The sequence below is a fragment of the Photobacterium sp. genome (assembly GCF_033720175.1).
In the GTDB taxonomy this organism is placed as follows: Bacteria; Pseudomonadota; Gammaproteobacteria; order Enterobacterales; family Vibrionaceae; genus Photobacterium.
This window is the reverse complement of the sequence record NZ_JAWWDA010000010.1, coordinates 1-20714: the sequence shown is the minus strand read 5'-3', so window position 1 is coordinate 20714 and position 20714 is coordinate 1. Positions and strand designations below refer to the sequence as shown.

Genomic DNA, 20714 nt, shown 5'->3' with positions numbered 1-20714 from the left:
TTATTATTCACATGGTTTTTTTGTTGGTTATTTTCTTTTGTTTCAATGTCTTATGTTTTTAGTGAGTGCGGCAGCCGTGCAGGGATAATAAAAGTTACCGGCTTACTTTCGTGCTTTTTAATGGCTCTTATTAACAGCACCAATGCGTATTGATGTTATTGGTGATTCCGTGAATGGTCTGCAGTGATATGAGAATGGCCAGCAATCATTAGTCGGTTGTTAATAAATAAAATACTTTTACTGAATATAGAAAGCCCGGCATGATAGCCGGGCTTTTATTCAACTGGTATATGGCTTATTAGATTTCGAAATCTTCAATAGATTGACCGGCATCTAACGCTTTCTTCAATGCACTTGGTGTACGACCTTGGCCTGTCCACGTTTTTTCTTCACCATTTTCATCGATGAATTTATATTTTGCTGGACGTGAAGCACGCTTAGCTTTTGGTGCTTTAGCCAGAGTAGAAAGTAATTCTTCTGGGTCGATACCATCAGCCAGAAGCATTTCACGGTAATGATCCAGTTTTTCTTTACGCTCATTCTCTTTCGCAATCTCTTCTGCTTCAGATTCTTCACGTTCAGCGACAACTGTTTGTAGTTTTTCCAGAGCTTCTTGTAGTTGCTCTAGTGTATATTCGCGAGAAAGTGCGCGAAGGCTACGAAGGTTTAATAGCGCTTTCATTACATCAGACATTTTTTATTTCCCGTTAAATTTACTGCCGCATTAATAATAGCAGTCAAAAAGCAATATTTATCAATAATAATACTTTTATAGTGTCAGTGCCAAACAATTTATTTAATTAATAATTAAATATTGTTTGTTTGTTGAATGGATTCTCAATTATGGAAAAATGTAATCACATTTTAGTTTGAAAATATCAACCAAAAAGTGATTCTTCGCTATATATAAATGTCCGCCATTTCATATTCATCGCATTCCAATTTAGGGTGTTATGATTAAAGATTCACCAAGTCGGCAATATTATTCACTATTTCTGTAAAAACTTTCACTTTAAGTTGTTGCAAAAGAGTCGACATTCCGTAGAATGAACCATTCCTTGACTAAGGGTAGAGGTGCATTGTCTAAGAGTAGCAAACTGTAGGGTGATTCCGATGATAGTTTGCGAAAGGAGCCAATGCCGAAGTTAGAAAGGTTTATCAGACCTTCTTGCTGGGGTTGTCACCAAATAGGGGCAACACTGCCATAGTATATAATTACATTAACTATGGAGCGCTACTGTGGGGTCGGGAGAGGTTTATCTTCTTTCCTTATACTCATCTATCACGGTTATTCCCGTGTTCAGCAGTAGATCTCCGACCAGATCGGTTGTAGTAGAGATCATGAATATTGTAGATTTTTCACATTCCTCCATTTCGCTTTTACCACCATTAGTGGCATTGGTATTAGCTGTCCTTACACGTAAAGTATTGGTTTCTTTAGGTGTTGGTGTTGTCTTAGGTGCACTGTTATTAACCGATTTCTCTGCCGGGGCTACCGCAGATTACTTGTTCACAACAGTTAAAAGCGTATTCATCGAAGATGGCGCCATCAATAGTTGGAACATGAGTATTGTGGTATTCCTGGTTTTATTGGGAATGATGACTGCATTGCTGACCTTATCGGGCGGTACACACGCATTTGCCGAGTGGGCACAAACTAAAATAAAAAGTAAACGTGGCGCGAAGCTACTGGCTGCATTTTTAGGTGTTTTCATTTTTGTTGACGACTATTTTAACAGTCTGGCAGTAGGTTCGATTTCTCGTCCGGTTACTGACCGATTTTACGTTTCACGCGCTAAACTGGCTTATATTCTGGATTCAACGGCCGCACCTATGTGTGTATTAATGCCTGCATCAAGTTGGGGTGCTTATATCATTACCGTGATTGGTGGCATTCTGGTATCACATGGTGTGACTGAATATTCTGCATTGAGTGCATTCTTGCAGCTGGCTCCAATGAACTTTTATGCCGTATTTGCTCTGCTGATGGTATTCGCTGTTGCTTGGTTCCAAATTGATGTCGGCTCTATGAAAAAGCATGAAGTGCAGGCAAGTCATGGTTATGGGTTCGATGAAGGCGATGATGACAGTCAGGCTAAAGATCTGAATGATGAGCTTGAAATCGAAGAAAGCCAGAATGGCCGTGTTACTGATCTGGTTATGCCGATTGTAATTCTGATCCTCTCCACTTTCTTCTTTATGATTTATACGGGTTATCAGGCTCTGGATGCAGATGGAATTGCGTTTAATATTCTGGGGGCTTTTGAAAATACCGATGTGGGTAAATCGCTATGTTATGGTGGTTTATTTGGTTTGGTGTCGGCGTTTATTCCTGTGCTGCGCCAGAAAATCCCGATGGCGGATACCGTCAAAACATTGTGGATTGGTGCGAAGTCGATGTTTGGTGCCATTCTGATCCTGTTGTTCGCCTGGAGTATCGGTAGCGTCATCGGCGATATGGCGACCGGAAAGTATTTGTCTACGCTGGTGCAAGGTAATATTGACCCAATGATGCTACCCGTTATCCTGTTCTTGCTATCAGGTGTTATGGCGTTCTCAACAGGAACATCTTGGGGTACTTTCGGTATCATGCTACCGATTGCCGGCGATTTATCTGCTGCGACAGATATTGCTCTGCTACTGCCGATGTTAAGTGCGGTTCTGGCGGGTTCGGTCTTCGGTGATCACTGTTCACCAATTTCTGATACCACCATCCTGTCTTCAACCGGTGCTCGTTGTCACCATATTGATCATGTCTCTACTCAGCTACCTTACGCACTTTCAGTCGCCTTTGTTTCAGCCATTGGTTTCTTAGTGCTCGGCATGACGGGTTCACTGGCCGTGTCATTTATGGCAGCCACTGTCACATTTATTGTGGTTTGTGTAATGCTATCTTGGCTCTCTCGCCGTCCGACAGCGACCACTGCAAACGTATAATACCAGTAACAGATTAGTAATCTGCGACGAAGCCTGCGATGTTTTCGCAGGCTTTTTTGTATCCCGATTGATATAATTTGAGTGTAAAGACAAGAGACTGGATACTGCCCTTTTCATGCGGTATGTTCTTTCATTTCCGGGTTAATTTCTGTAGCATTCCGGCAGTTTTTCAGTCTTTGGGGAGCCTCATGGCCCAGATGTATTTCTACTACTCAGCAATGAATGCGGGTAAATCGACGACGTTATTACAATCATCTTTTAATTATCGCGAACGTGGCATGCATCCGGTGATCCTCACCGCGGCGATTGATACCCGATTTGGTAAGGGCAAGGTCAGCTCTCGGATCGGTTTACAGGAAGATGCGGAGCTATATACGCCCGAAGACGATCTCTGGGATAAACTGCAAGCCCTTCACCGTGCATCCAAAATTGACTGTGTCTTGATTGATGAGTGCCAGTTTCTGACCAAAGATCAGGTGTATCAATTAACGGAAGTCGTCGATAAACTCCATGTTCCGGTTTTATGCTACGGACTTCGTAGTGATTTCCGCGGTGAGCTTTTCGAAGGAAGCCGATATTTACTTTCTTGGGCTGATAAGCTGGTCGAGCTAAAGACAATTTGTCATTGTGGACGTAAAGCAAATATGGTGATTCGTCAGGACGAGTCTGGTCAGGCGATTGCTGATGGTGATCAAGTTGAAATTGGCGGTAATGACCGTTATCTCTCCGTTTGTCGCAAGCACTATAAAGAAGCATTGGGCCGTTAAAAAGCGTCTTGGCTCGGGGAACCGCCGTGAATAAGAAAAAGGAAGCCTGCGCTTCCTTTTTTATAGGTCATATTTTTAGTGAACTCATCCTATTCCTGGGAGTATAACGCCTCATCGTTCCGTTTTATTTATTGTGGCGCTCCTGGAGCTTGGCAGTGATATCGGCCAGTGTCAGATCTTGATCTTGCAGCAGAACAAGCAGGTGATAAATCAGATCAGCCGATTCACAGACTAACTCCGCCTTATCGCCCGACGTTGCCGCAAGCGCGACTTCAACGCCTTCTTCACCCACTTTTTGCGATATACGTTTGGTGCCGCGAGCATAGAGACTGGCAGTATAAGAGGACTCGGGATCAGCACCTTTACGACTAGCCAGAACTTGTTCAAGTTGATGAAGAAACACCAGTGCCGGCTGTTCTTGTTTGCCCTCGGTATCATTGTCAAAACAGGCTGGGGTACCCAGGTGGCAGGTTGGTCCAACCGGCTTTACCTTGACGAGTAAAGTGTCCTGATCACAATCCAGGTTAATACTTTTCAGCTCAAGGACGTTGCCGGAGGTTTCCCCTTTAGTCCACAGGCGGTTCTTGGTACGAGACCAGAAGGTTACCTGTTGGGTTTCTAATGTTTTATTTAAGGCTTCTTGGTTCATGTAACCCAGCATCAGTACCTGGCCGCTGGTGTTATCCTGAATCACCGCCGGGACTAAGCCGTCGACTTTTTCCCAATTAACCGCTGTTACCAGGCTCATAGTCGGATCTCCACATTCTGTTCTTTTAGATACTGCTTAAGTTCGCCAATATTGATAATTTGCTTATGGAAGACAGAAGCCGCCAATGCGCCATCAACATTGGCCTTATTGAAGGCCTCAGCAAAGTGCACCATTTCCCCAGCACCACCGGAAGCAATTAAAGGAACATGGCAGACTTTACGTACCATATTGAGTTGCTTTAGATCGTAACCGTTACGTACGCCATCCTGATTCATCATGTTTAACACGATTTCACCCGCGCCACGTTTCTGTACTTCCTGTACCCAATCGCAGGTTTCCCATTGGGTTGCTTTGGTGCGGGTTTCATCACCGGTAAATTGGTAGACCTGATATTTCCCCGTTTTAGCATCAAAATAGGAATCGATGCCGACCACAATACACTGCACGCCAAACTTATCGGCAAGTTCGGTGATCAAATCCGGGTTTGCCAGCGCAGGGGAGTTGATTGATACTTTATCGGCTCCGTACTGCAAGATACGGCTCGCGTCTTCTGCTGATTTAATACCGCCGGCAACACAAAATGGTATATCAATCACTTCAGCAACACGGGCGACCCAGCTTTTATCAACGACGCGGCCATCACTCGAGGCCGTGATATCGTAGAAAACCAGTTCATCGGCACCTTCTTCGGCGTAACGTTTGGCAAGCGGTACAATATCACCGATGATCTCGTGGTTTCGAAATTGCACCCCTTTGACCACCTGTCCGTCGCGGACATCTAAACAAGGAACGATTCTTCTTGCTAGCATGCTATGACTCCTTGTTTGTTAATTGTTCCAGCACTGGAAAGCATCTTCGGCGGTAAACTTACCATCGAGCAAAGCGCGCCCAACGATGACACCCGCGACACCACTGCCTTTTAAGGCTTCGATATCTTTCAGGCCACCAATACCACCGGAAGACTGGAATTGGACTTGCGGATACCGGGCGCAAAGATCGACATACAGCTCGACGTTAGAGCCGGCAAGTGTGCCGTCACGAGAGATATCGGTGCAGAGTACATGCTTCAGGCCTACCGTCAGGAAGTCATCCAGCAACGCTTCGATACTGACTCCGGAATCTTCTTGCCAGCCTGATATAGCCACTTTACGGTTGCCGTCTTGGTCAATGTTGACGTCGAGAGCTAATACGATGTGCTCCGGACCGTATTTTTCCATCCAGCCCTTAACTAGCTCTGGCTGTTTGACCGCGGTAGAGCCGACAACAACACGTTGTGCCCCGGCTGCCAATAAATCAGCGACGTCTTTTTCGGTGCGAACTCCACCGCCAATTTGAATATTGGCCGGGGTGCTGGCAAGTAAGTGTCGGATCAAATCAAGCTGACGGGCAGAGGTATCTTTGGCCCCTGTCAAATCAACCAGATGCAGCCAGTCGGCTCCAGCCTGGTTATAAAGTTTGAATTGTTCAGCTGGATCTACCTGGTATTCAGTAACTTGTCCGTAATCTCCCTGAAACAGACGAACAACTTGACCGTTAATTAAATCGAGGGCGGGAATAATCATCATAAGGTCCTTTTATGTCGTCCTTACATCTCTAAAAAGTTTTTAATTAGCTGAGCGCCGGCTTTGCTTGACCGCTCAGGGTGAAATTGGACCCCATAGTAGTTACCGCTCTGAATCGCGGCACTAAACGGCTGACCATATTCACACCGGGCGATGGTATAACCCTTTTCTTCGAATGCAGCCTCAGAGACCGGCATGGCATAGCTGTGAACAAAGTAGAAGTAGCTACCCGCCGGGATATCTTTGAACAGCGGGTGACCGTCAACGGGGGTGATGGTATTCCAGCCCATGTGAGGCAGTGGCAAGTCACCGGTCTGCATTTTCTTTATTGGCGCATCGCAAAGGCCAAGGCACGGAACGAGATCGGTACCGCTCTGGCCCTGTTCTTCCGATAATGCCCCAAGTAACTGCATGCCTAAACAGATACCCAGCAGAGGCTTGTCGACTTGTTTAACAAGCTCGACCAGGTCGCGTTCCTGCAGGTTCTTCATCGCTTCGCTGGCGGTACCAACACCGGGCAAAAACAATTTGTCGGCAGCCAGTACGATGCTCGGCTCTTTGCTGACGGTGACCGTGTAGCCCAAGCGCTCGATAGCAAAACGTACTGAAGAGACGTTGGCACAGCCGGTATCAATAATGACGATCTTCTGGTTTTTACTCACCATTACAGCACTCCTTTACTGCTCGGTAATTCGTTACCTTCGACCTGAATCGCCTGGCGCAGCGTGCGGCCGAAGGCTTTGAACAGGCTCTCGACAATGTGGTGGTCGTTATCGCCGGTCGAGGACAGGTGCAGGGTACAGGCCAGAGTATCGGTCAGTGACCGGAAGAAGTGCTGTACCATTTCTGTTGACAAATCACCGACTTGTTCACGACCGAATGTAGCGTCAAATTTCAGGTACGGGCGGCCAGACAGATCTAAGGCACATTGCGCCAGACATTCATCCATAGGCAGGCTGAATCCAAATCGGCCTATGCCCCGTTTGTCGCCTAGCGCTTGTTTTAACGCCTGACCTAAGGCCAGAGCGGTATCTTCAACGCTGTGGTGATCGTCAATGTGCAAATCACCTTTGACGGTGAGTTCCATGCGGAAGCCACCGTGGGTCGCGATTTGATCAAGCATGTGGTCAAAGAATCCCAGGCCAGTTTCAATCTTGTTGCCACCGGTTTCATCGAGATTCACTTTCACCCGGATGTCGGTTTCCTTGGTGGTGCGAACCACTTCGGCGATCCTTGGGGTGGTCGTAAGATCTTTAACGATCTGTTGCCAGTTCATGCTTTTTTCATCGCGGGGCTGCGGATTGTAAAGGATACCGCGAATGGCCATATTTTCAGCCAACTGCAGATCGGTTGGACGATCGCCAATCACGGCTGATGTGGCAAAGTCGACACGACCCTGCTGCAGGTAGCTTTTAACAAGGCCTAGTTTAGGCTTGCGGCAGGTACAGTTTTCATCGTCAAAGTGCGGACAAATCAGGACATCGTCGAATTTTACTCCTTGTGATTCGAAGATTTCCATCATCATGGTGTGCGGCGCGTCGAAGTCCGCCTGCGGGTAGCTATCTGTGCCGAGGCCGTCCTGATTGGTGATCATAACCAGCTTATAGCCCGCATCCTGCAGCTGAAGCAACGCTGGGATCACGAAAGGTACGAGTTTCAGTTTGTCTAAGCGATCGACCTGAAAATCAATAGGTGGCTCAACAATTAAGGTGCCGTCACGATCAATAAATAAAATCTTTTCCTTGCTCACAATGCTTATCCTTTCTGCTTAATTCTGATCTAGTTGCTCTCGGATGAAGGCCAGTGTTTTTTCACACTCATCACGGTTGCCGACACTAATACGAATACAGTTCTTAATGGGGGAGCGCCTAAGAATGATGCCGTGATCCCACAACGCCTTAAATAAGGCGTCTGCATCCGGGAACTTCACCAGTATGTAGTTGCCATAGCCATCAAAAACGTGAACGTTATTTAGCATGCTTAAGCCAGCTTGAAGGTAAGCACGGTTGGCACAGAGATCGAGCACCTGGAATTTGGTTTTTGCTAATCCGGCAGGTGAAAGTGCCTGAACGGCAATGTCAGCCACAGGTACTGGTACCGGGTACGGAGCTATTACTTTTAATAATAGCTCGATAACATCGGCGTTGGCTAAGGTAAAACCACAACGAAGTCCGGCTAAAGCAAACGCTTTTGACAGAGTGCGCAGAATCACTAGATTCGGGTATTGCTCAAGCAGATCAACGGTTGAGGCCTCAGGGCAAAAGTCGATATAGGCTTCATCGACGACCACTAACGCTTTATTGGCCGTCATATCGAGCAGTGCTTCGATATCCTGACGTTTCATCAAGTTACCGGTTGGATTGTTAGGGCTACAAACAAAGACTAACTTGACGCCATCAAGATTGTCATGAATGGTGGGTAAATCCAGCTGCCAATCAGCGGTTAACGGTACTGATTTGGTCGCTATATCGAACGTTTCTGCACTGATGGCATACATGCCATAGGTCGGTGGGCAGTATAGGATACTATCTTGGTTTGGCTCGCAAAAAGTACGAATTAGCAACTCGATGCCTTCATCGGCACCACGCGAAGTCATCACTTGTTCTTTTTGTACGCCGGCATAATCGGCGTAGGCCTGGATCAGATCTACTGGCTGGCATTCACTGTAGCGGTTCAGGCGGTTGCAATTAATGTTGTATTCGTTGGCAAATGGCGATTCGTTGGCATTGAGCCAGATATCGCCACTTCCACCCAGGCGCCGAGCAGACTGGTAAGGCGTTAGTTCGCGCACGGTTTTCCGTGCCAGTTGTGCGATAGTCATGATTACGTTACGCCTCTTTATCGTTAATTTGCGATGTATTACACGCTTCTTGCTGCTGCAACTTCTCGATTCGAATCGTCACTGCGCGTTTGTGTGCATCAAGTCCTTCAGCTTCCGCCATCGTAACCACTGTCGGGGCAAGAATTTTAAGGCCGTCTGCTGTTAATTCCTGTACCGTCATGCGTTTAGAAAAGTCGGCTAAGCCCAGGCTTGAATAGGTACGGGTATAACCGTAGGTCGGCAATACGTGGTTTGTTCCCGATGCATAATCGCCAACCGATTCCGGTGACCAGTCACCTAAGAAAATCGAACCGGCATTATCGAGCAGCGGCACTAACTCTCTTGGGGTCCGGGTTTGTACAATCAGGTGTTCAGGCCCGTAATGGTTAGAAATCGCAATACACTGAGCCAGTGTTTCTGCCACAATCAACAGACTTGAACCTAAAGCCTGACGTGCGATGTCGGCACGAGGAAGTTCTTTAAGTTGTTGTTGGATGGCATCAGCAACCCGATCAGCAATACTAGGATCTGGTGTTACCAGCACGACCTGGGAGTCCGGCCCGTGTTCAGCCTGACTGAGCAAATCTGCCGCAATAAACGCTGGTTCTGCCGTGCTGTCAGCAATGACTAATACTTCAGATGGACCTGCTGGCATATCAATTGCCGCGCCGCGGAAGTCATTGCTGACCTGACGTTTGGCCTCAGTCACAAAGGCATTGCCCGGGCCGAAGATCTTATTGACAGAACTGACCGATTCGGTGCCATAAGCCATTGCGGCAATGGCTTGAGCCCCACCAACATTATAGATGTCTTTGATACCACACAGTTGAGCGACATAGAGGATCTCGTCGGCAATAGGCGGGGGCGAGCATAATACTACCTGAGAGCATCCCGCAATCTGTGCCGGTACGCCTAGCATGAGAACGGTTGAAGGCAGCGGTGCACTACCTCCCGGAATGTAAAGGCCTACTGAATTGATCGGACGGGTGACCTGTTCGCAAACGACGCCTGGCTGAGTCTCAACGCGCAGGGTATCCACCTTTTGTGCCTGGTGGAATGTTGCGATATTTTGATAAGCCTGCTGCAGCGCTTGTTTCATCTTATCGCTTAAGCGTGATGATGCCGCACTGACTTCTTGTTCAGAAACGCGAATCGACTCAGGCCGTACGCGGTCAAATTTTTCTGTCAGATCGAGCAGGGCTTCATCACCACGCTGACGGACATCAGCAACCACAGCGGCAACTATCGCGGTGATGTTTGCGCCCTCAGCAATTGCCGGACGCTGCAGCAAGGTATCTTGCTGGTTTTCACTCAGGGATTGCCAAACAACCGTTTTCATTGCCTTACTCCATCATTTTTTCAATTGGCAGCACCAGAATTGAACTGGCACCAAGCGCTTTTAGCTGCTCCATTGTTTCCCAGAACAGGTTTTCAGTGCTGACCAGATGAACGGCAACGCGGCTTTTATCGGCAGCGAGTGGTAATACGGTCGGATCTTCAGCACCTGGAAGCAATGCCGTGATTTTATCTAAGCACTCTGTTGGCGCGTGTAGCATGATGTATTTTGATTCTTTGGCCTGAATAACCCCCTGCATGCGGGTAAGAAGGCGTTCAATCAGGGCTTGTTTTTCTGTACTGAACTCACCATTGCGCTGTATCAGTACGGCTTTAGAGCGGAGGATCACTTCAACTTCTTTCAGGCCGTTGGCTTCAAGAGTGGCACCGGTTGAAACCAAATCACAGATGGCATCTGCCAGGCCTGCTCTGGGAGCGACTTCTACCGAGCCATTGAGCATACAAGGGCTGAATGTCACCCCTTGCTCGTCCATATAGCGTTTTACCAGTTGCGGGTAGGTTGTTGCAATACGCTTGCCTTGTAGATCTTGCGGGCCGTTATATTGGGCGTCTTTATCTATGGCAATGGATAAGCGGCAACCACCAAAATCTAGACGACGTAGTTTGTTGTATTCAGAGGGCTCGCCAAGTGCTTCACGCTCAAGGCCGACCTCTTCCAATTCGTTTTCGCCGATGACACCCAGATCAACAACCCCATCCATGATCAAACCCGGAATATCGTCATCACGGACTAACAGCAGGTCGATAGGCATGTTTTCAGCGTGTACAACCAAACGCTCGCCCACCAGATTAAATTTGACACCACATTGTTTAAGCAGGTTCTGGCACTCTTTACTTAGACGCCCTTTCTTTTGAATCGCAATTCGAAGTCGTTGTGTTTGCATTGTCATTTTTCCCTGTTTGTATTCTTGTAAAGCCAATCCGTGAATTTTTTGTCACTTAGAACGAAAAAACCCTCGGAAGCATTGCTCTTCCGAGGGTTTGAATTCTGTATTCATATTAACCGCTGGAAGAATTATTACTGTCTTCCAGAGTGAGGCGTATCCTCCCGAAAGACTAGTCAGGATGATGATGGTGATGTAGGTTTACCATTTGGATACGCATAATTATTTACTCTGTCGAAATCATTATTTACTTAGTGCTTGTCTTTCACACTAACGAAGCTCGTCTGTTTTTGCAACATTAAATTGATGGAAATTTTCAATTTCTAATCAAGTGGTGCCGGCAGGTAATAACCTGACAGCAAAACAAACGGGAGAAGGGCATGACTTCACCGCTTTTTTACAATAGAGAGCAGTCAGTTAATCAAAATCAGACATATATATCGAGCAGGTGTTTACGCGCTTTCTTTTTGGGCTGATCACTTTCCTGGTCATTGCTCTCTGCTTTTTTGGGTTCGATCTTCAGCCGTCGCTCATCAATAGGTGATGCCTGAGTCACTTTTTTGAGCTGATTTTGAGTGGGCGGCGGTAGTTTGTTGTTCGAATTGATCATGTTATTGCCTCATCAAACTGAAAGTGTCTGATGATATTATCGGCAATCAAGTGCACATCTTGAGTGTTTTTTGCTCACATATTGGTTGTAAAGTAGACAGTGTGTGGTAGGTAATCTTGTTAGAGAGTGGGATATCGATGTTAGGCTTTACAAGGAGTAAGCAGGTACTTACTCCTTATTTTCAGAGGGTTGATATTTTCCTAGATGGTAGTGTCATCCCTAATGGTATTAACCACAACATTTTTTGAATTTGTTACCACTACCGCAAGGACAAGGATCGTTGCGGCTGATTTTATTGCTGACTGCCGGGCTGATCGCAGGCGCAGTCGACTCTTGTGATAACGGCGATTCTTGCGGCGGTGACTCGGGGTAGTCTCCATCAATATAGAACCATTGTTGCTCACCATTAACTGGTTCTCTCAGAAAGCGAGAACGCTCATGTAAACAATGTTGTTCTTTACCCTCTTGGTAATAGGCTTTGAATTCGACAAAACCTTCATCGTTATCTGTGATTTCACTGCTGATGATATCAAGACCCAGCCATTGAGAGCTCACTGATTCGGCAATAGCCTCACGGTATTGCTCTGCCTGGCAACTTGGATGGTAGGTTGCGATAACAAAGTCTACTATGCCTAAAACATGCGCGCTGTATCGGGCGCGCATCAGTTGTTCTGGATGCTCTGCATGTATTGCTGACAGATGTATCGGCTGGCAGCACTTTGCCAGTGATTTCTGACTACCACAGGGGCAGGCTTGTTGAGGTTTTGACATGATTATTTTGTCGCTGCTTTCTCAAAAAAGGTCACCCATTTTAATGATTCATCATAGCGAGCTGCAACGTTTGTTTCGTTAATGCCAAGCTGTTTACTGTATTGGCTGACATCCTCCCACTGGGCCTGATCGTAGGCTGTGGCTAATTTGAGAATGGTGCCCAGTGTTCCGGTCTGGTTAACCAGAGCCTGTTGAACCTCTTCACTTAAAGGCAGGAGGGTGACCAGCTCATCAATAGGTTGATCTAATAGTGAATCAAGCAATGAAAAGAGTCCGGTTAAAAAAGCCTGATTGCCGCTAATCTTTGGGGTGACAAGTATTCCCAGTCGCTCGCAAAAATGGGCGCGCAGTAGCGATAAGCTGTATAACGAATGTGGTTTGCCTGCGAGCGCATGAGAGGCGGCTACAAAGGAAATAAAGCGTCGTAGTTTTTCTTCGCCCAGATAAACTAAAGCCTGTTTAAACGATGATATCGCTTCGGTACGTGCTGACGTCATGGTATTGACATGGCGCAGTAATTTATAGGAAAGCGTTACGTCGGTGGCGATGATACCTTCGACTTTTTTGTAATCGACTTCAGGCAGACAAATCTCCTGATAGAGGCGGATCGTCGTTAAAGCCGAAGGGGCTAAAGATTTACGCTGAACCATCTCTGGTTTGCTAAAGAAAAAGCCCTGGAAAAGGTCAAATCCCGCGTCGCACGCTGCAATGAACTCCTCATGGGTCTCTACTTTTTCAGCTAGAAACTTGAGGTTGCCATCTTTATGGCGACGAATGAAAAAGCCCGCTCTTGCTACAGGCGTTGAACGTAAATCGAACTTCACAATATGAATATAGGGTAAAAAACGATTCCATTCTTTACTGGGTATAAAGTCGTCCAGTGCCAGCATGTAACCTTTCTGGTGAAGCTCTGTCACTGCTTCTAATAATTCGTCAGTTGGTACACAGGTCTCAAGAATTTCAATGACGAAACTTTTCTTTGGAAACATCAGTGGGGTGCGCTGAATCAGGCTTGTATATGGAAAGTTTACAAAAAACCATTTACTATCAGTGGATTGCAATGAGCCAGACGTCATAAAGTTATCGATTAATAAGCGATTGGTTGCTTGCTCGTCACCGATATCCGGAAAGCAGTTATCTGGCCCGTCTCGAAAAAGCAATTCGTACCCTACGGTTGCTTTTTCTTTGTTCAGTATTGGCTGTCTAGCATGGTATGAATGCATGATGGCTAGCTCAAGCTATTAATTTATATTCTAAAAATATTATTTAAGATAATAATATCGAATGACAAGTCAGATAACAGATGCACTATCTTAACTTACGAATAATACAAATAATTATAGGTGTACATAGTGATAGTTGTAACATATTAAAGGAATGATCAAGAAAATCGAACAATATGAGACATCTGTTGTAATTATGGGTTTTTTATTCGTATTTTCGGTTGTATGTGATCGTATTCATTTTATATTAATCCCGCTAAATATCCTATTCTGGCTACAATGAAAAGGTACGCATGGCGTACCTTGTTGTCACTATCGATTGAAAAAATCTCTTTTTTCCAATCGATTACCTTCAGGTCTGCATACCAGCACCGAACCATGATCGTACCAGTCACCTAACACGATCCGAGTGGCGTTTTTTCCATCGACGGTTAACGTGTGTACGTCAGGGCGATGGGTATGGCCATGGATCATACTGAGTACGTTATGTTCAGCCATCACTTTGATCACCTCATCGGGTGTAACATCCATGATTGTCATCTTCTTAGCTTGATTATTCTGACTGCTGCTGTTTCGTATTTTATCACCGATCTTCTGGCGATAACGCAGGGGCAGACGGAAAAACAGCCACTGAATAAATCGGTTATGGACTTTCTTACGATAACGCTGATAAGCCTCATCTAAGGTGCACAGCGTATCACCATGAAGGATCAAGGTCGGTGTGCCATACAGGTCAATAACACTGTGTTGTGGCAACAGTTGTACGCCGGTTTCCTGGCTGAAACGCGAACCAATCAGAAAGTCACGATTACCATGAATAAAAAAGCAAGGCACGCCTGAATCGGTGAGTTGCTTAAAGGCATGTTTGATTTGCTGGTGGAAGGGGGAATTGTCATCATCGCCTATCCACATTTCAAACAAATCACCAAGCACATAGAGGGCATCAGTCCTTCTTGCTTCTTGTTGCATGAATGAGAGAAAACAATCAGTAATATCAGTACGTTCGGCACTTAGGTGCAGATCGGCAATAAAAAGTGTAGTCATAAGGAAGGATAGGGTGGCAACAAGGCCACCCTGATCGAAGAATTATTCTTCAATCGTTACGCTATTGATAGCCACTTCTTCAACTGGCACGTCCTGGTGTACATAACCCCAGTTACCCGTAGAGACAGCTTTGATCTTGTTAACTACGTCCATGCCTTCAACAACTTCAGCGAACACACAGTAACCCCAGCCATCAGGCGTTTCTGATTTGAAGTCCAGGAATTTATTGTCGTTAACATTAATGAAGAACTGAGAACTTGCAGAATGCGGCGCATTTGTGCGAGCCATTGCAAGCGTGCCGACCTTATTGCTCAGGCCGTTGTTTGCTTCATTTTTGATTGTTGCACGGGTTTCTTTCTCAACCATGCCAGATGCCATACCGCCGCCCTGGATCATGAAACCATCGATAACACGGTGGAAAATAGTATCGTTGTAGAAACCGTCACGGCAATATTGCAGGAAGTTTGCACACGTTTCAGGCGCTTTTTCTGAATTTAGCTCGATCTTGATGTCACCAAAAGTAGTGTGAAGCGTTACCATGATTCTGTCCTTTAATGGATGTATATAGCTTTTAAAGTATATAACTTTCTTTAACGTTGGATTTTATCTTATTAGTACCTGTCCATACAAATTTTGATCTGCTTGGTATCACCTGCGGTATTTTTCCTTGCCTTCATTTGCCATAAAAGGTGTAATTACTGCTCTTAATAGTAACCCCATAAAATGAGTAATTACGAGATATGTTAAAGATCTATAACTCACTGACAAAACAGAAAGAGGCATTCAAACCCATTCAGCCTGGTAAAGTAGGCATGTATGTCTGTGGGGTTACCATTTACGATTTGTGTCACATTGGTCATGGTCGTACTTTTGTATCTTTCGATGTTGTATCTCGATACCTACGTTACTCTGGTTATGATCTGACATTTGTTCGAAATATCACGGATATTGATGATAAGATCATCAAGCGTGCAGCAGAGAACGGCGAGAGCTGCGAATCATTGACCGAGCGCCTGATCGGTGAAATGCACTCTGATTTTGATGCACTGGGTATGAAACGCCCTGATATCGAGCCGCGAGCAACAGAATTCATTGCTGAAATTATCACAATGTGTGAGCGTTTGATTGAACGAGGCTTTGCTTATGTTGCCAGCAATGGCGATGTTATGTTCGAAGTGAGCAAGTTCGAACAATATGGTCGGCTGTCTAAACAAGATTTGGATCAACTACAAGCTGGTGCACGTGTTGATATTGACACGGCGAAACGTTGTCCGCTTGATTTCGTATTGTGGAAAATGTCTAAGCCAGGTGAGCCAACATGGGAATCTCCGTGGGGTCCAGGACGTCCGGGCTGGCATATCGAATGTTCGGCAATGAATTCTGCCATTCTTGGTGACCACTTTGATATTCACGGTGGTGGTTCTGATTTACAGTTCCCGCACCACGAAAATGAAATAGCACAGTCCTGCTGCGCAACAGGTTCACAATACGTGAATACCTGGATGCACAGTGGCATGGTCATGGTTGACCGTGAGAAAATGTCTAAATCACTGGGTAACTTCTTCACCATCCGTGATGTATTGGGCTATTACGATGCCGAGACGGTTCGCTATTTCCTGATGTCTGGCCACTATCGCAGCCAGCTGAATTACAGCGAAGATAACCTTAAGCAGGCGCGCTCTGCTCTTGAGCGTCTTTATACCTCTTTGCGTGGTCTTGACTTGACGGCGAAAGCGGACGGTGGAGAAGAGTTTGTTTCCCGCTTTAAAGAAGCGATGGATGATGACTTTAATACCCCGGAAGCCTACTCGGCACTGTTTGATATGGCACGTGAAATTAACCGGTTGAAACCTGATGATCTGGCTGCGGCCTCTGCGCTGGGTGCGCGTATGCGCGAGCTGGCTGATATTCTAGGCTTGTTGTCTCAAGAGCCAGAAGCTTTCTTGCAAGGCGGAGCCGGAGAGAGTGATGATGTGGCAGAAATAGAGGCCCTGATCCAGCAGCGTCTGGATGCCCGCGCAGCAAAAGACTGGGCAGCTGCTGATGCGGCTCGTGATAAGCTGTTGTCGATGGATATTATTCTGGAAGACGGCGCGCAAGGTACGACATGGCGCCGTAAATAAGCCTTAATTACTAATAAAAAACCGGAGCCAGTGATGGTTCCGGTTTTTTTATGTCCGAAGGAAGGCTTATACCGATTGATATTATTAAAGAATTACCGACTAATACAAAATGAAGGCGGTACACTGCCGCCTTTCAGATGAACAATGAAATTTGATCCAGTATCACTTTTCGAAAATAATGTGTTCCAATTCGAGCGCCACTGATCACAATAAAAGTAGAAATTCGAAAATGTTCATTTATTACTGATTATTATGCTTTCCGATGTATAACCCCGATGTACTTTGTTTGCCCCAAATGAAAGTACAGATTGCTAAGGATGATAATAATGAAAAAAATATGGCTTGCCGCTGCCGTTGGCAGCACCTTGCTCGCATCTCCCACTTTTGCCCAATCAACTCCAGATTCCAATAAAATCGTGGTTGCCCATCGTGGTGCCTCGGGATACCTGCCAGAACATACCTTACCGGCCAAAGCGATGGCTTATGCCATGAAGCCTGACTATATTGAGCAGGATGTGGTGATGACGAAAGATAACAGGCTAGTGGTACTGCACGATCACTTCCTTGATCGCGTTACCAATGTCGCCCAGATTTTCCCGAGTCGTGCCCGCGAAGACGGCCGTTTTTATGCGATTGATTTTACTCTTGCCGAAATCAAGCAGCTGAGCGTGACTGAAGGCTTTAACATTAAAGATGGTAAGCAAGTTCAGGGTTTCCCCGAGCGTTATCCGATATGGAAGTCTGATTTTAAGGTGCCGACCTTTGAAGAAGAAATTGAGATGATCCAGGGGTTGAACAAAACGCTGGGTTACGACATTGGCATTTACCCTGAAATCAAAGCGCCATGGTTCCATCGCCATGAAGGCAAAGATATCAGTACCGCGGTGTTAAAAGTACTCAAAGACTACGGCTATACCGACAAAGCAAGTAAAGTCTTCCTTCAGTCTTTTGATTTTGAAGAGCTTAAGCGTATTCATGACGAGCTAATGCCAGCCATGGGTATGGATGTGAAACTGGTTCAGCTACTGGCATACACCGACTGGAATGAAACCATGGTGTATAACAACAAAGGTCAAGCGCAGCCATACAATTACGATTGGATGTTTGCAAAAGGTGGGATGGAGGAAGTTGCCAAATATGCTGATGGTATTGGCCCGTGGAAGCCAATGGTGATATCTGATCAATCAACCAAAGGGAATATCAAGCTAACGGGGTTGGTGAAAGCGGCTCACCAGCATGGCATGCAAGTGCATCCTTATACATTCCGTGCAGATACGGGTCGTATTCCGGCGTATGCAAATAATTTCAACGATATGTTAGATATTTTCTATAATACCGCAAACGTTGATGGGGTCTTCACTGACTTCCCGGATCGGGCTGTAAATTACCTGTCAGTCCAGCAATAATCTGTTAAATAAAAGACAGATCGCCATCAGGGCGGTAACTCGTGGTGGCAATAAGGCGACGCTGTGTTTGGCGTCGCTTTTTTTTGCTTGTTGGTTTTTATTTTTAGCCCTGAATAAAATGCGGCTAGAGCTGTTCAGGCAGTTCACTGCCACAGTTTTTACAGAATTTCGCATCAGATTCATGGCCGCCACGGGTGCAGTTCATACAGCGGATCAATTCCCGTTGAGCTTTCATCTCCTGACTCAGTTCTGCGGTGATAATGCCGGTCGGAACGGCCAATATGGAGTAACCGAGCAACATGGTCATGGATGCAACTGCTTTACCGAGAAAGGTGTGCGGAACGAGATCGCCATAACCGACGGTAGTGATGGTGACAATTGCCCAGTAGATACTTTGCGGAATACTGGTAAAGCCATTGTCTGGCCCCTCAATAACAAATATCAATGCCCCGAAAACGGTCACAAGAATGAATACGGAGCTGAAAAATACCAGGATTTTTCGTTGGGATTGAAGTAAAGCACGCAGTAAGATATTGGAATCTTTGAGGTAACGTGCCAGCTTCAATACCCGGAAAATACGTAATACTCTAATCAAACGAATGATGAGTAAGTAGTGGGCACCGGGAATCATGAGCGCAAGATAGACCGGTAAAATGGCAATGAGATCGATGACACCAAAAAAACTCCGCGCATAAGCAAGCGGTTTAGGTGAGCTATATAGCCTCAACAGGTATTCAACGGTGAAAAGGAGCGTAAAAACCCATTCACCGTAAAAGAGGATGTTTGCGTACTGCTCTTGAATATGGGTGACTGATGAAAGTATGAGAATCAACTCTGAACTCAGTATTGCGAGGATTAACACAATGTCAAAGTTCTGCCCCGCACGGGTGTCGGTACCAAAAATGACTTCATAGATCTTTTGCCGAAGGGTGAGTCTGGACATACTATTTCTTTGCTGAGTTATAGGGTTAACCCTAGCATAAAGAAGAAAAGTGGCTTAAGCCAGAGTAGCAGTAGCAAGAAGGGTTGTTGAAAAGGATTACGATTTTATCGTAACCCTTTTCATTTGTGCAACGTTATGCCAATCCAGGGAACAGGGCACGTAAGCCTGTGGCAATAAACTCGATCCCTAATGCGGCAAGGATTAAGCCCATAATACGTGTGATAACGTTAATACCGGTTTGGCCCAGAAAACGCACGATGATCGGGGCACCGCGGAATAACAGCCAGCAACAAAACGCAAAAATGCAGATGGTGAGTGCAATGCCGATTGTATTCGGTAAGCCTGGGAATCGAGCACCATAGACAATGGTCGAGCTGATCGCGCCCGGTCCCGCCATTAAAGGCATTGCTAAAGGAACGACACCAATTTGCTCTCGGCTTGCCGATTCAGATTTTTCTTGTTTATTCTGTTTATCTTCACCCAGCTTACCACTCATCATCGAGAAGGCGATGGTAAGCAGTAGTAACCCCCCCGCAACCCGGAATGAATCAAGCGAAATGCTGAACATATCCAGCAAGAATTGCCCGGCGAGTAGTGAGACAATCAGAATAACCGTGACTGCAATATTGGCCGTAAAAGCGGTTTTGTTTCTTTCCTCTTGGCCCATGTGCGAAGTTAATGAAACAAAGATAGGCATGATACCTATGGGGTTGACTGCTGCGATAAGACCGACGAAAAATTGTAGGAAAATGGCGAATTCTAAAGACTGCATTGTTTGACCATCAGACAAACGTTGATAAAAAAGAAGATAGCTTCTTGAACTGAGCAGAGTATCTCTGTCATCGGCGACACTTTAAGCTAAAGAGCGTAAATCCACCAATTAAAAATAGTTATATCAAAACCTAAACAATCTTATGAATTTTAAAGTGTTAATAGGCTGTAAATATACGGGTGACTGTATTACCCTTAGTGGGTGAACAACGTGCCAGTCAAATGTGAAAAAAGATTAGTCAATCAGCTTTAAAAAACGTGACAGGTATCGCAAAGGGTGATGTTTATTCTAATAAATGAAAGTTTATTACGTAATATTCACAACTAGTGATAACAAGAAAATTCACATCGTACTGAGGGGTCAAGTAACTAGCTCACAAATTTACTCTGTAAGGTGTTGATTATGGCTTCTGCAGATCAAAATTTGACGATTTTTACTCCTTTTAAATGACAAGTGATCTAAATCAAATTATTTCACGGTGTGAAATTTTATAATCAGTTTTGAAAGCGATTTACTAAGCATGTGTGTTGCGGGATTGTTGGATGAATTCACTACCTTCCTGCCGCTTGAAAGGATTTAAGACGTATCCTTACTAAAAAGTTTTTAATATTAAGTTAGGAGTTAACTATGCCTGTAACGAATATGGCTGAACTAGATGCAATGGTTGCCCGTGTCAAAGCTGCTCAAAAAGAGTTTGCGACTTTCTCTCAAGAGCAAGTTGACAAAATCTTCCGTGCTGCATCTCTGGCGGCGAACAACGCGCGTATTCCTCTAGCTCAACAAGCT

20 protein-coding genes, 1 riboswitch and 1 other annotated feature are annotated in these 20714 nt (G+C 45.5%); of the genes, 4 read left to right on the top strand and 16 right to left on the bottom strand.

Annotated elements, in window-relative coordinates; all coding sequences use genetic code 11:
• Nucleotides 1-298: 298 nt before the first annotated feature.
• A complete protein-coding gene (locus R3289_RS12540; RefSeq protein WP_318925924.1) occupies nucleotides 299-694 on the bottom strand; it encodes an H-NS family nucleoid-associated regulatory protein in 396 nt (131 codons plus the stop codon).
• Nucleotides 695-1061: 367 nt separating this feature from the next.
• Nucleotides 1062-1245: riboswitch (Lysine riboswitch) on the top strand.
• A 96-nt stretch (nucleotides 1246-1341) separates the two neighbouring features.
• Between R3289_RS12540 and R3289_RS12535 the strand changes: the two genes are divergently transcribed.
• Together R3289_RS12535 and R3289_RS12530 are read left to right on the top strand one after the other, a co-directional pair.
• Nucleotides 1342-2937, top strand: a complete 1596-nt coding sequence (locus tag R3289_RS12535; RefSeq protein ID WP_318925923.1) for a Na+/H+ antiporter NhaC family protein — start codon at nucleotides 1342-1344, stop codon at nucleotides 2935-2937.
• Between the two features lie 188 nt (nucleotides 2938-3125).
• On the top strand, nucleotides 3126-3704 hold the full coding sequence (locus R3289_RS12530) for a thymidine kinase (protein ID WP_318925922.1): 579 nt from the start codon (nucleotides 3126-3128) through the stop codon (nucleotides 3702-3704).
• A gap of 124 nt (nucleotides 3705-3828) precedes the next feature.
• Here the strand turns inward: R3289_RS12530 and hisIE are convergent, their stop codons facing one another.
• From hisIE to R3289_RS12465, 13 genes are all read right to left on the bottom strand, one after another.
• Entirely contained in the window at nucleotides 3829-4452 is a 624-nt protein-coding gene (gene hisIE / locus R3289_RS12525) for a bifunctional phosphoribosyl-AMP cyclohydrolase/phosphoribosyl-ATP diphosphatase HisIE (protein ID WP_318925921.1), read from the bottom strand.
• Nucleotides 4449-5222: an imidazole glycerol phosphate synthase subunit HisF gene (gene hisF / locus R3289_RS12520; RefSeq protein ID WP_318925919.1), complete on the bottom strand. Its 774-nt coding sequence runs from the start codon at nucleotides 5220-5222 to the stop codon at nucleotides 4449-4451. The genes hisIE and hisF overlap by 4 nt, the downstream gene beginning before the upstream one ends.
• An 18-nt stretch (nucleotides 5223-5240) precedes the next feature.
• Nucleotides 5241-5975, bottom strand: a complete 735-nt coding sequence (hisA, locus tag R3289_RS12515; RefSeq protein ID WP_318925918.1) for a 1-(5-phosphoribosyl)-5-[(5-phosphoribosylamino)methylideneamino]imidazole-4-carboxamide isomerase — start codon at nucleotides 5973-5975, stop codon at nucleotides 5241-5243.
• 23 nt (nucleotides 5976-5998) lie between these two features.
• Nucleotides 5999-6640, bottom strand: coding sequence for an imidazole glycerol phosphate synthase subunit HisH (hisH, locus tag R3289_RS12510; protein WP_318925917.1), 642 nt, complete (start codon nucleotides 6638-6640; stop codon nucleotides 5999-6001).
• On the bottom strand, nucleotides 6640-7725 hold the full coding sequence (hisB, locus tag R3289_RS12505) for a bifunctional histidinol-phosphatase/imidazoleglycerol-phosphate dehydratase HisB (RefSeq protein ID WP_413466697.1): 1086 nt from the start codon (nucleotides 7723-7725) through the stop codon (nucleotides 6640-6642). Before hisB ends, hisH begins: the two co-directional genes overlap by 1 nt.
• An 18-nt stretch (nucleotides 7726-7743) precedes the next feature.
• Nucleotides 7744-8796, bottom strand: a complete 1053-nt coding sequence (hisC, locus tag R3289_RS12500; protein ID WP_318925916.1) for a histidinol-phosphate transaminase — start codon at nucleotides 8794-8796, stop codon at nucleotides 7744-7746.
• A gap of 7 nt (nucleotides 8797-8803) precedes the next feature.
• A complete protein-coding gene (gene hisD / locus R3289_RS12495) occupies nucleotides 8804-10135 on the bottom strand; it encodes a histidinol dehydrogenase (RefSeq protein WP_318925914.1) in 1332 nt (443 codons plus the stop codon).
• Between the two features lie 4 nt (nucleotides 10136-10139).
• Nucleotides 10140-11036, bottom strand: a complete 897-nt coding sequence (gene hisG / locus R3289_RS12490; protein WP_318925913.1) for an ATP phosphoribosyltransferase — start codon at nucleotides 11034-11036, stop codon at nucleotides 10140-10142.
• A gap of 60 nt (nucleotides 11037-11096) precedes the next feature.
• Nucleotides 11097-11233: a sequence feature (His leader region), on the bottom strand.
• A 230-nt stretch (nucleotides 11234-11463) separates the two neighbouring features.
• On the bottom strand, nucleotides 11464-11646 hold the full coding sequence (locus R3289_RS12485) for a hypothetical protein (protein WP_318925912.1): 183 nt from the start codon (nucleotides 11644-11646) through the stop codon (nucleotides 11464-11466).
• A gap of 228 nt (nucleotides 11647-11874) precedes the next feature.
• Entirely contained in the window at nucleotides 11875-12417 is a 543-nt protein-coding gene (locus R3289_RS12480; RefSeq protein WP_318925910.1) for a YchJ family metal-binding protein, read from the bottom strand.
• 2 nt (nucleotides 12418-12419) lie between these two features.
• Nucleotides 12420-13640, bottom strand: coding sequence for an EAL and HDOD domain-containing protein (locus R3289_RS12475; RefSeq protein ID WP_318925909.1), 1221 nt, complete (start codon nucleotides 13638-13640; stop codon nucleotides 12420-12422).
• A 312-nt stretch (nucleotides 13641-13952) separates the two neighbouring features.
• Nucleotides 13953-14684, bottom strand: a complete 732-nt coding sequence (lpxH, locus tag R3289_RS12470) for a UDP-2,3-diacylglucosamine diphosphatase (protein ID WP_318925907.1) — start codon at nucleotides 14682-14684, stop codon at nucleotides 13953-13955.
• A gap of 42 nt (nucleotides 14685-14726) precedes the next feature.
• Entirely contained in the window at nucleotides 14727-15224 is a 498-nt protein-coding gene (locus R3289_RS12465) for a peptidylprolyl isomerase (protein ID WP_318925905.1), read from the bottom strand.
• A gap of 200 nt (nucleotides 15225-15424) precedes the next feature.
• On the opposite strand from R3289_RS12465, the gene cysS reads away from it, so the two are divergent.
• Together cysS and glpQ are read left to right on the top strand one after the other, a co-directional pair.
• Entirely contained in the window at nucleotides 15425-16807 is a 1383-nt protein-coding gene (cysS, locus tag R3289_RS12460) for a cysteine--tRNA ligase (RefSeq protein WP_318925903.1), read from the top strand.
• A gap of 326 nt (nucleotides 16808-17133) precedes the next feature.
• Entirely contained in the window at nucleotides 17134-18213 is a 1080-nt protein-coding gene (gene glpQ / locus R3289_RS12455; protein WP_318925901.1) for a glycerophosphodiester phosphodiesterase, read from the top strand.
• Between the two features lie 124 nt (nucleotides 18214-18337).
• Here glpQ and R3289_RS12450 read toward each other — a convergent pair whose 3' ends face one another.
• Entirely contained in the window at nucleotides 18338-19156 is an 819-nt protein-coding gene (locus tag R3289_RS12450) for an ion transporter (RefSeq protein WP_318925899.1), read from the bottom strand.
• A 133-nt stretch (nucleotides 19157-19289) separates the two neighbouring features.
• Nucleotides 19290-19928 (bottom strand): YchE family NAAT transporter, encoded by a 639-nt coding sequence (locus R3289_RS12445; protein ID WP_318925897.1) that lies wholly within the window; start codon nucleotides 19926-19928, stop codon nucleotides 19290-19292.
• Nucleotides 19929-20714 lie beyond the last annotated feature (786 nt).

What these genes read in the sequence shown, in the direction of transcription:
- R3289_RS12540 (WP_318925924.1), bottom strand. Translation starts at nt 694, where the DNA reads ATGTCTGATGTAATGAAAGCGCTATTAAACCTTCGTAGCCTTCGCGCA.
- R3289_RS12535 (WP_318925923.1), top strand. Translation starts at nt 1,342, where the DNA reads ATGAATATTGTAGATTTTTCACATTCCTCCATTTCGCTTTTACCACCA.
- R3289_RS12530 (WP_318925922.1), top strand. Translation starts at nt 3,126, where the DNA reads ATGGCCCAGATGTATTTCTACTACTCAGCAATGAATGCGGGTAAATCG.
- hisIE (WP_318925921.1), bottom strand. Translation starts at nt 4,452, where the DNA reads ATGAGCCTGGTAACAGCGGTTAATTGGGAAAAAGTCGACGGCTTAGTC.
- hisF (WP_318925919.1), bottom strand. Translation starts at nt 5,222, where the DNA reads ATGCTAGCAAGAAGAATCGTTCCTTGTTTAGATGTCCGCGACGGACAG.
- hisA (WP_318925918.1), bottom strand. Translation starts at nt 5,975, where the DNA reads ATGATTATTCCCGCCCTCGATTTAATTAACGGTCAAGTTGTTCGTCTG.
- hisH (WP_318925917.1), bottom strand. Translation starts at nt 6,640, where the DNA reads ATGGTGAGTAAAAACCAGAAGATCGTCATTATTGATACCGGCTGTGCC.
- hisC (WP_318925916.1), bottom strand. Translation starts at nt 8,796, where the DNA reads ATGACTATCGCACAACTGGCACGGAAAACCGTGCGCGAACTAACGCCT.
- hisD (WP_318925914.1), bottom strand. Translation starts at nt 10,135, where the DNA reads ATGAAAACGGTTGTTTGGCAATCCCTGAGTGAAAACCAGCAAGATACC.
- hisG (WP_318925913.1), bottom strand. Translation starts at nt 11,036, where the DNA reads ATGCAAACACAACGACTTCGAATTGCGATTCAAAAGAAAGGGCGTCTA.
- R3289_RS12485 (WP_318925912.1), bottom strand. Translation starts at nt 11,646, where the DNA reads ATGATCAATTCGAACAACAAACTACCGCCGCCCACTCAAAATCAGCTC.
- R3289_RS12480 (WP_318925910.1), bottom strand. Translation starts at nt 12,417, where the DNA reads ATGTCAAAACCTCAACAAGCCTGCCCCTGTGGTAGTCAGAAATCACTG.
- R3289_RS12475 (WP_318925909.1), bottom strand. Translation starts at nt 13,640, where the DNA reads ATGCATTCATACCATGCTAGACAGCCAATACTGAACAAAGAAAAAGCA.
- lpxH (WP_318925907.1), bottom strand. Translation starts at nt 14,684, where the DNA reads ATGACTACACTTTTTATTGCCGATCTGCACCTAAGTGCCGAACGTACT.
- R3289_RS12465 (WP_318925905.1), bottom strand. Translation starts at nt 15,224, where the DNA reads ATGGTAACGCTTCACACTACTTTTGGTGACATCAAGATCGAGCTAAAT.
- cysS (WP_318925903.1), top strand. Translation starts at nt 15,425, where the DNA reads ATGTTAAAGATCTATAACTCACTGACAAAACAGAAAGAGGCATTCAAA.
- glpQ (WP_318925901.1), top strand. Translation starts at nt 17,134, where the DNA reads ATGAAAAAAATATGGCTTGCCGCTGCCGTTGGCAGCACCTTGCTCGCA.
- R3289_RS12450 (WP_318925899.1), bottom strand. Translation starts at nt 19,156, where the DNA reads ATGTCCAGACTCACCCTTCGGCAAAAGATCTATGAAGTCATTTTTGGT.
- R3289_RS12445 (WP_318925897.1), bottom strand. Translation starts at nt 19,928, where the DNA reads ATGCAGTCTTTAGAATTCGCCATTTTCCTACAATTTTTCGTCGGTCTT.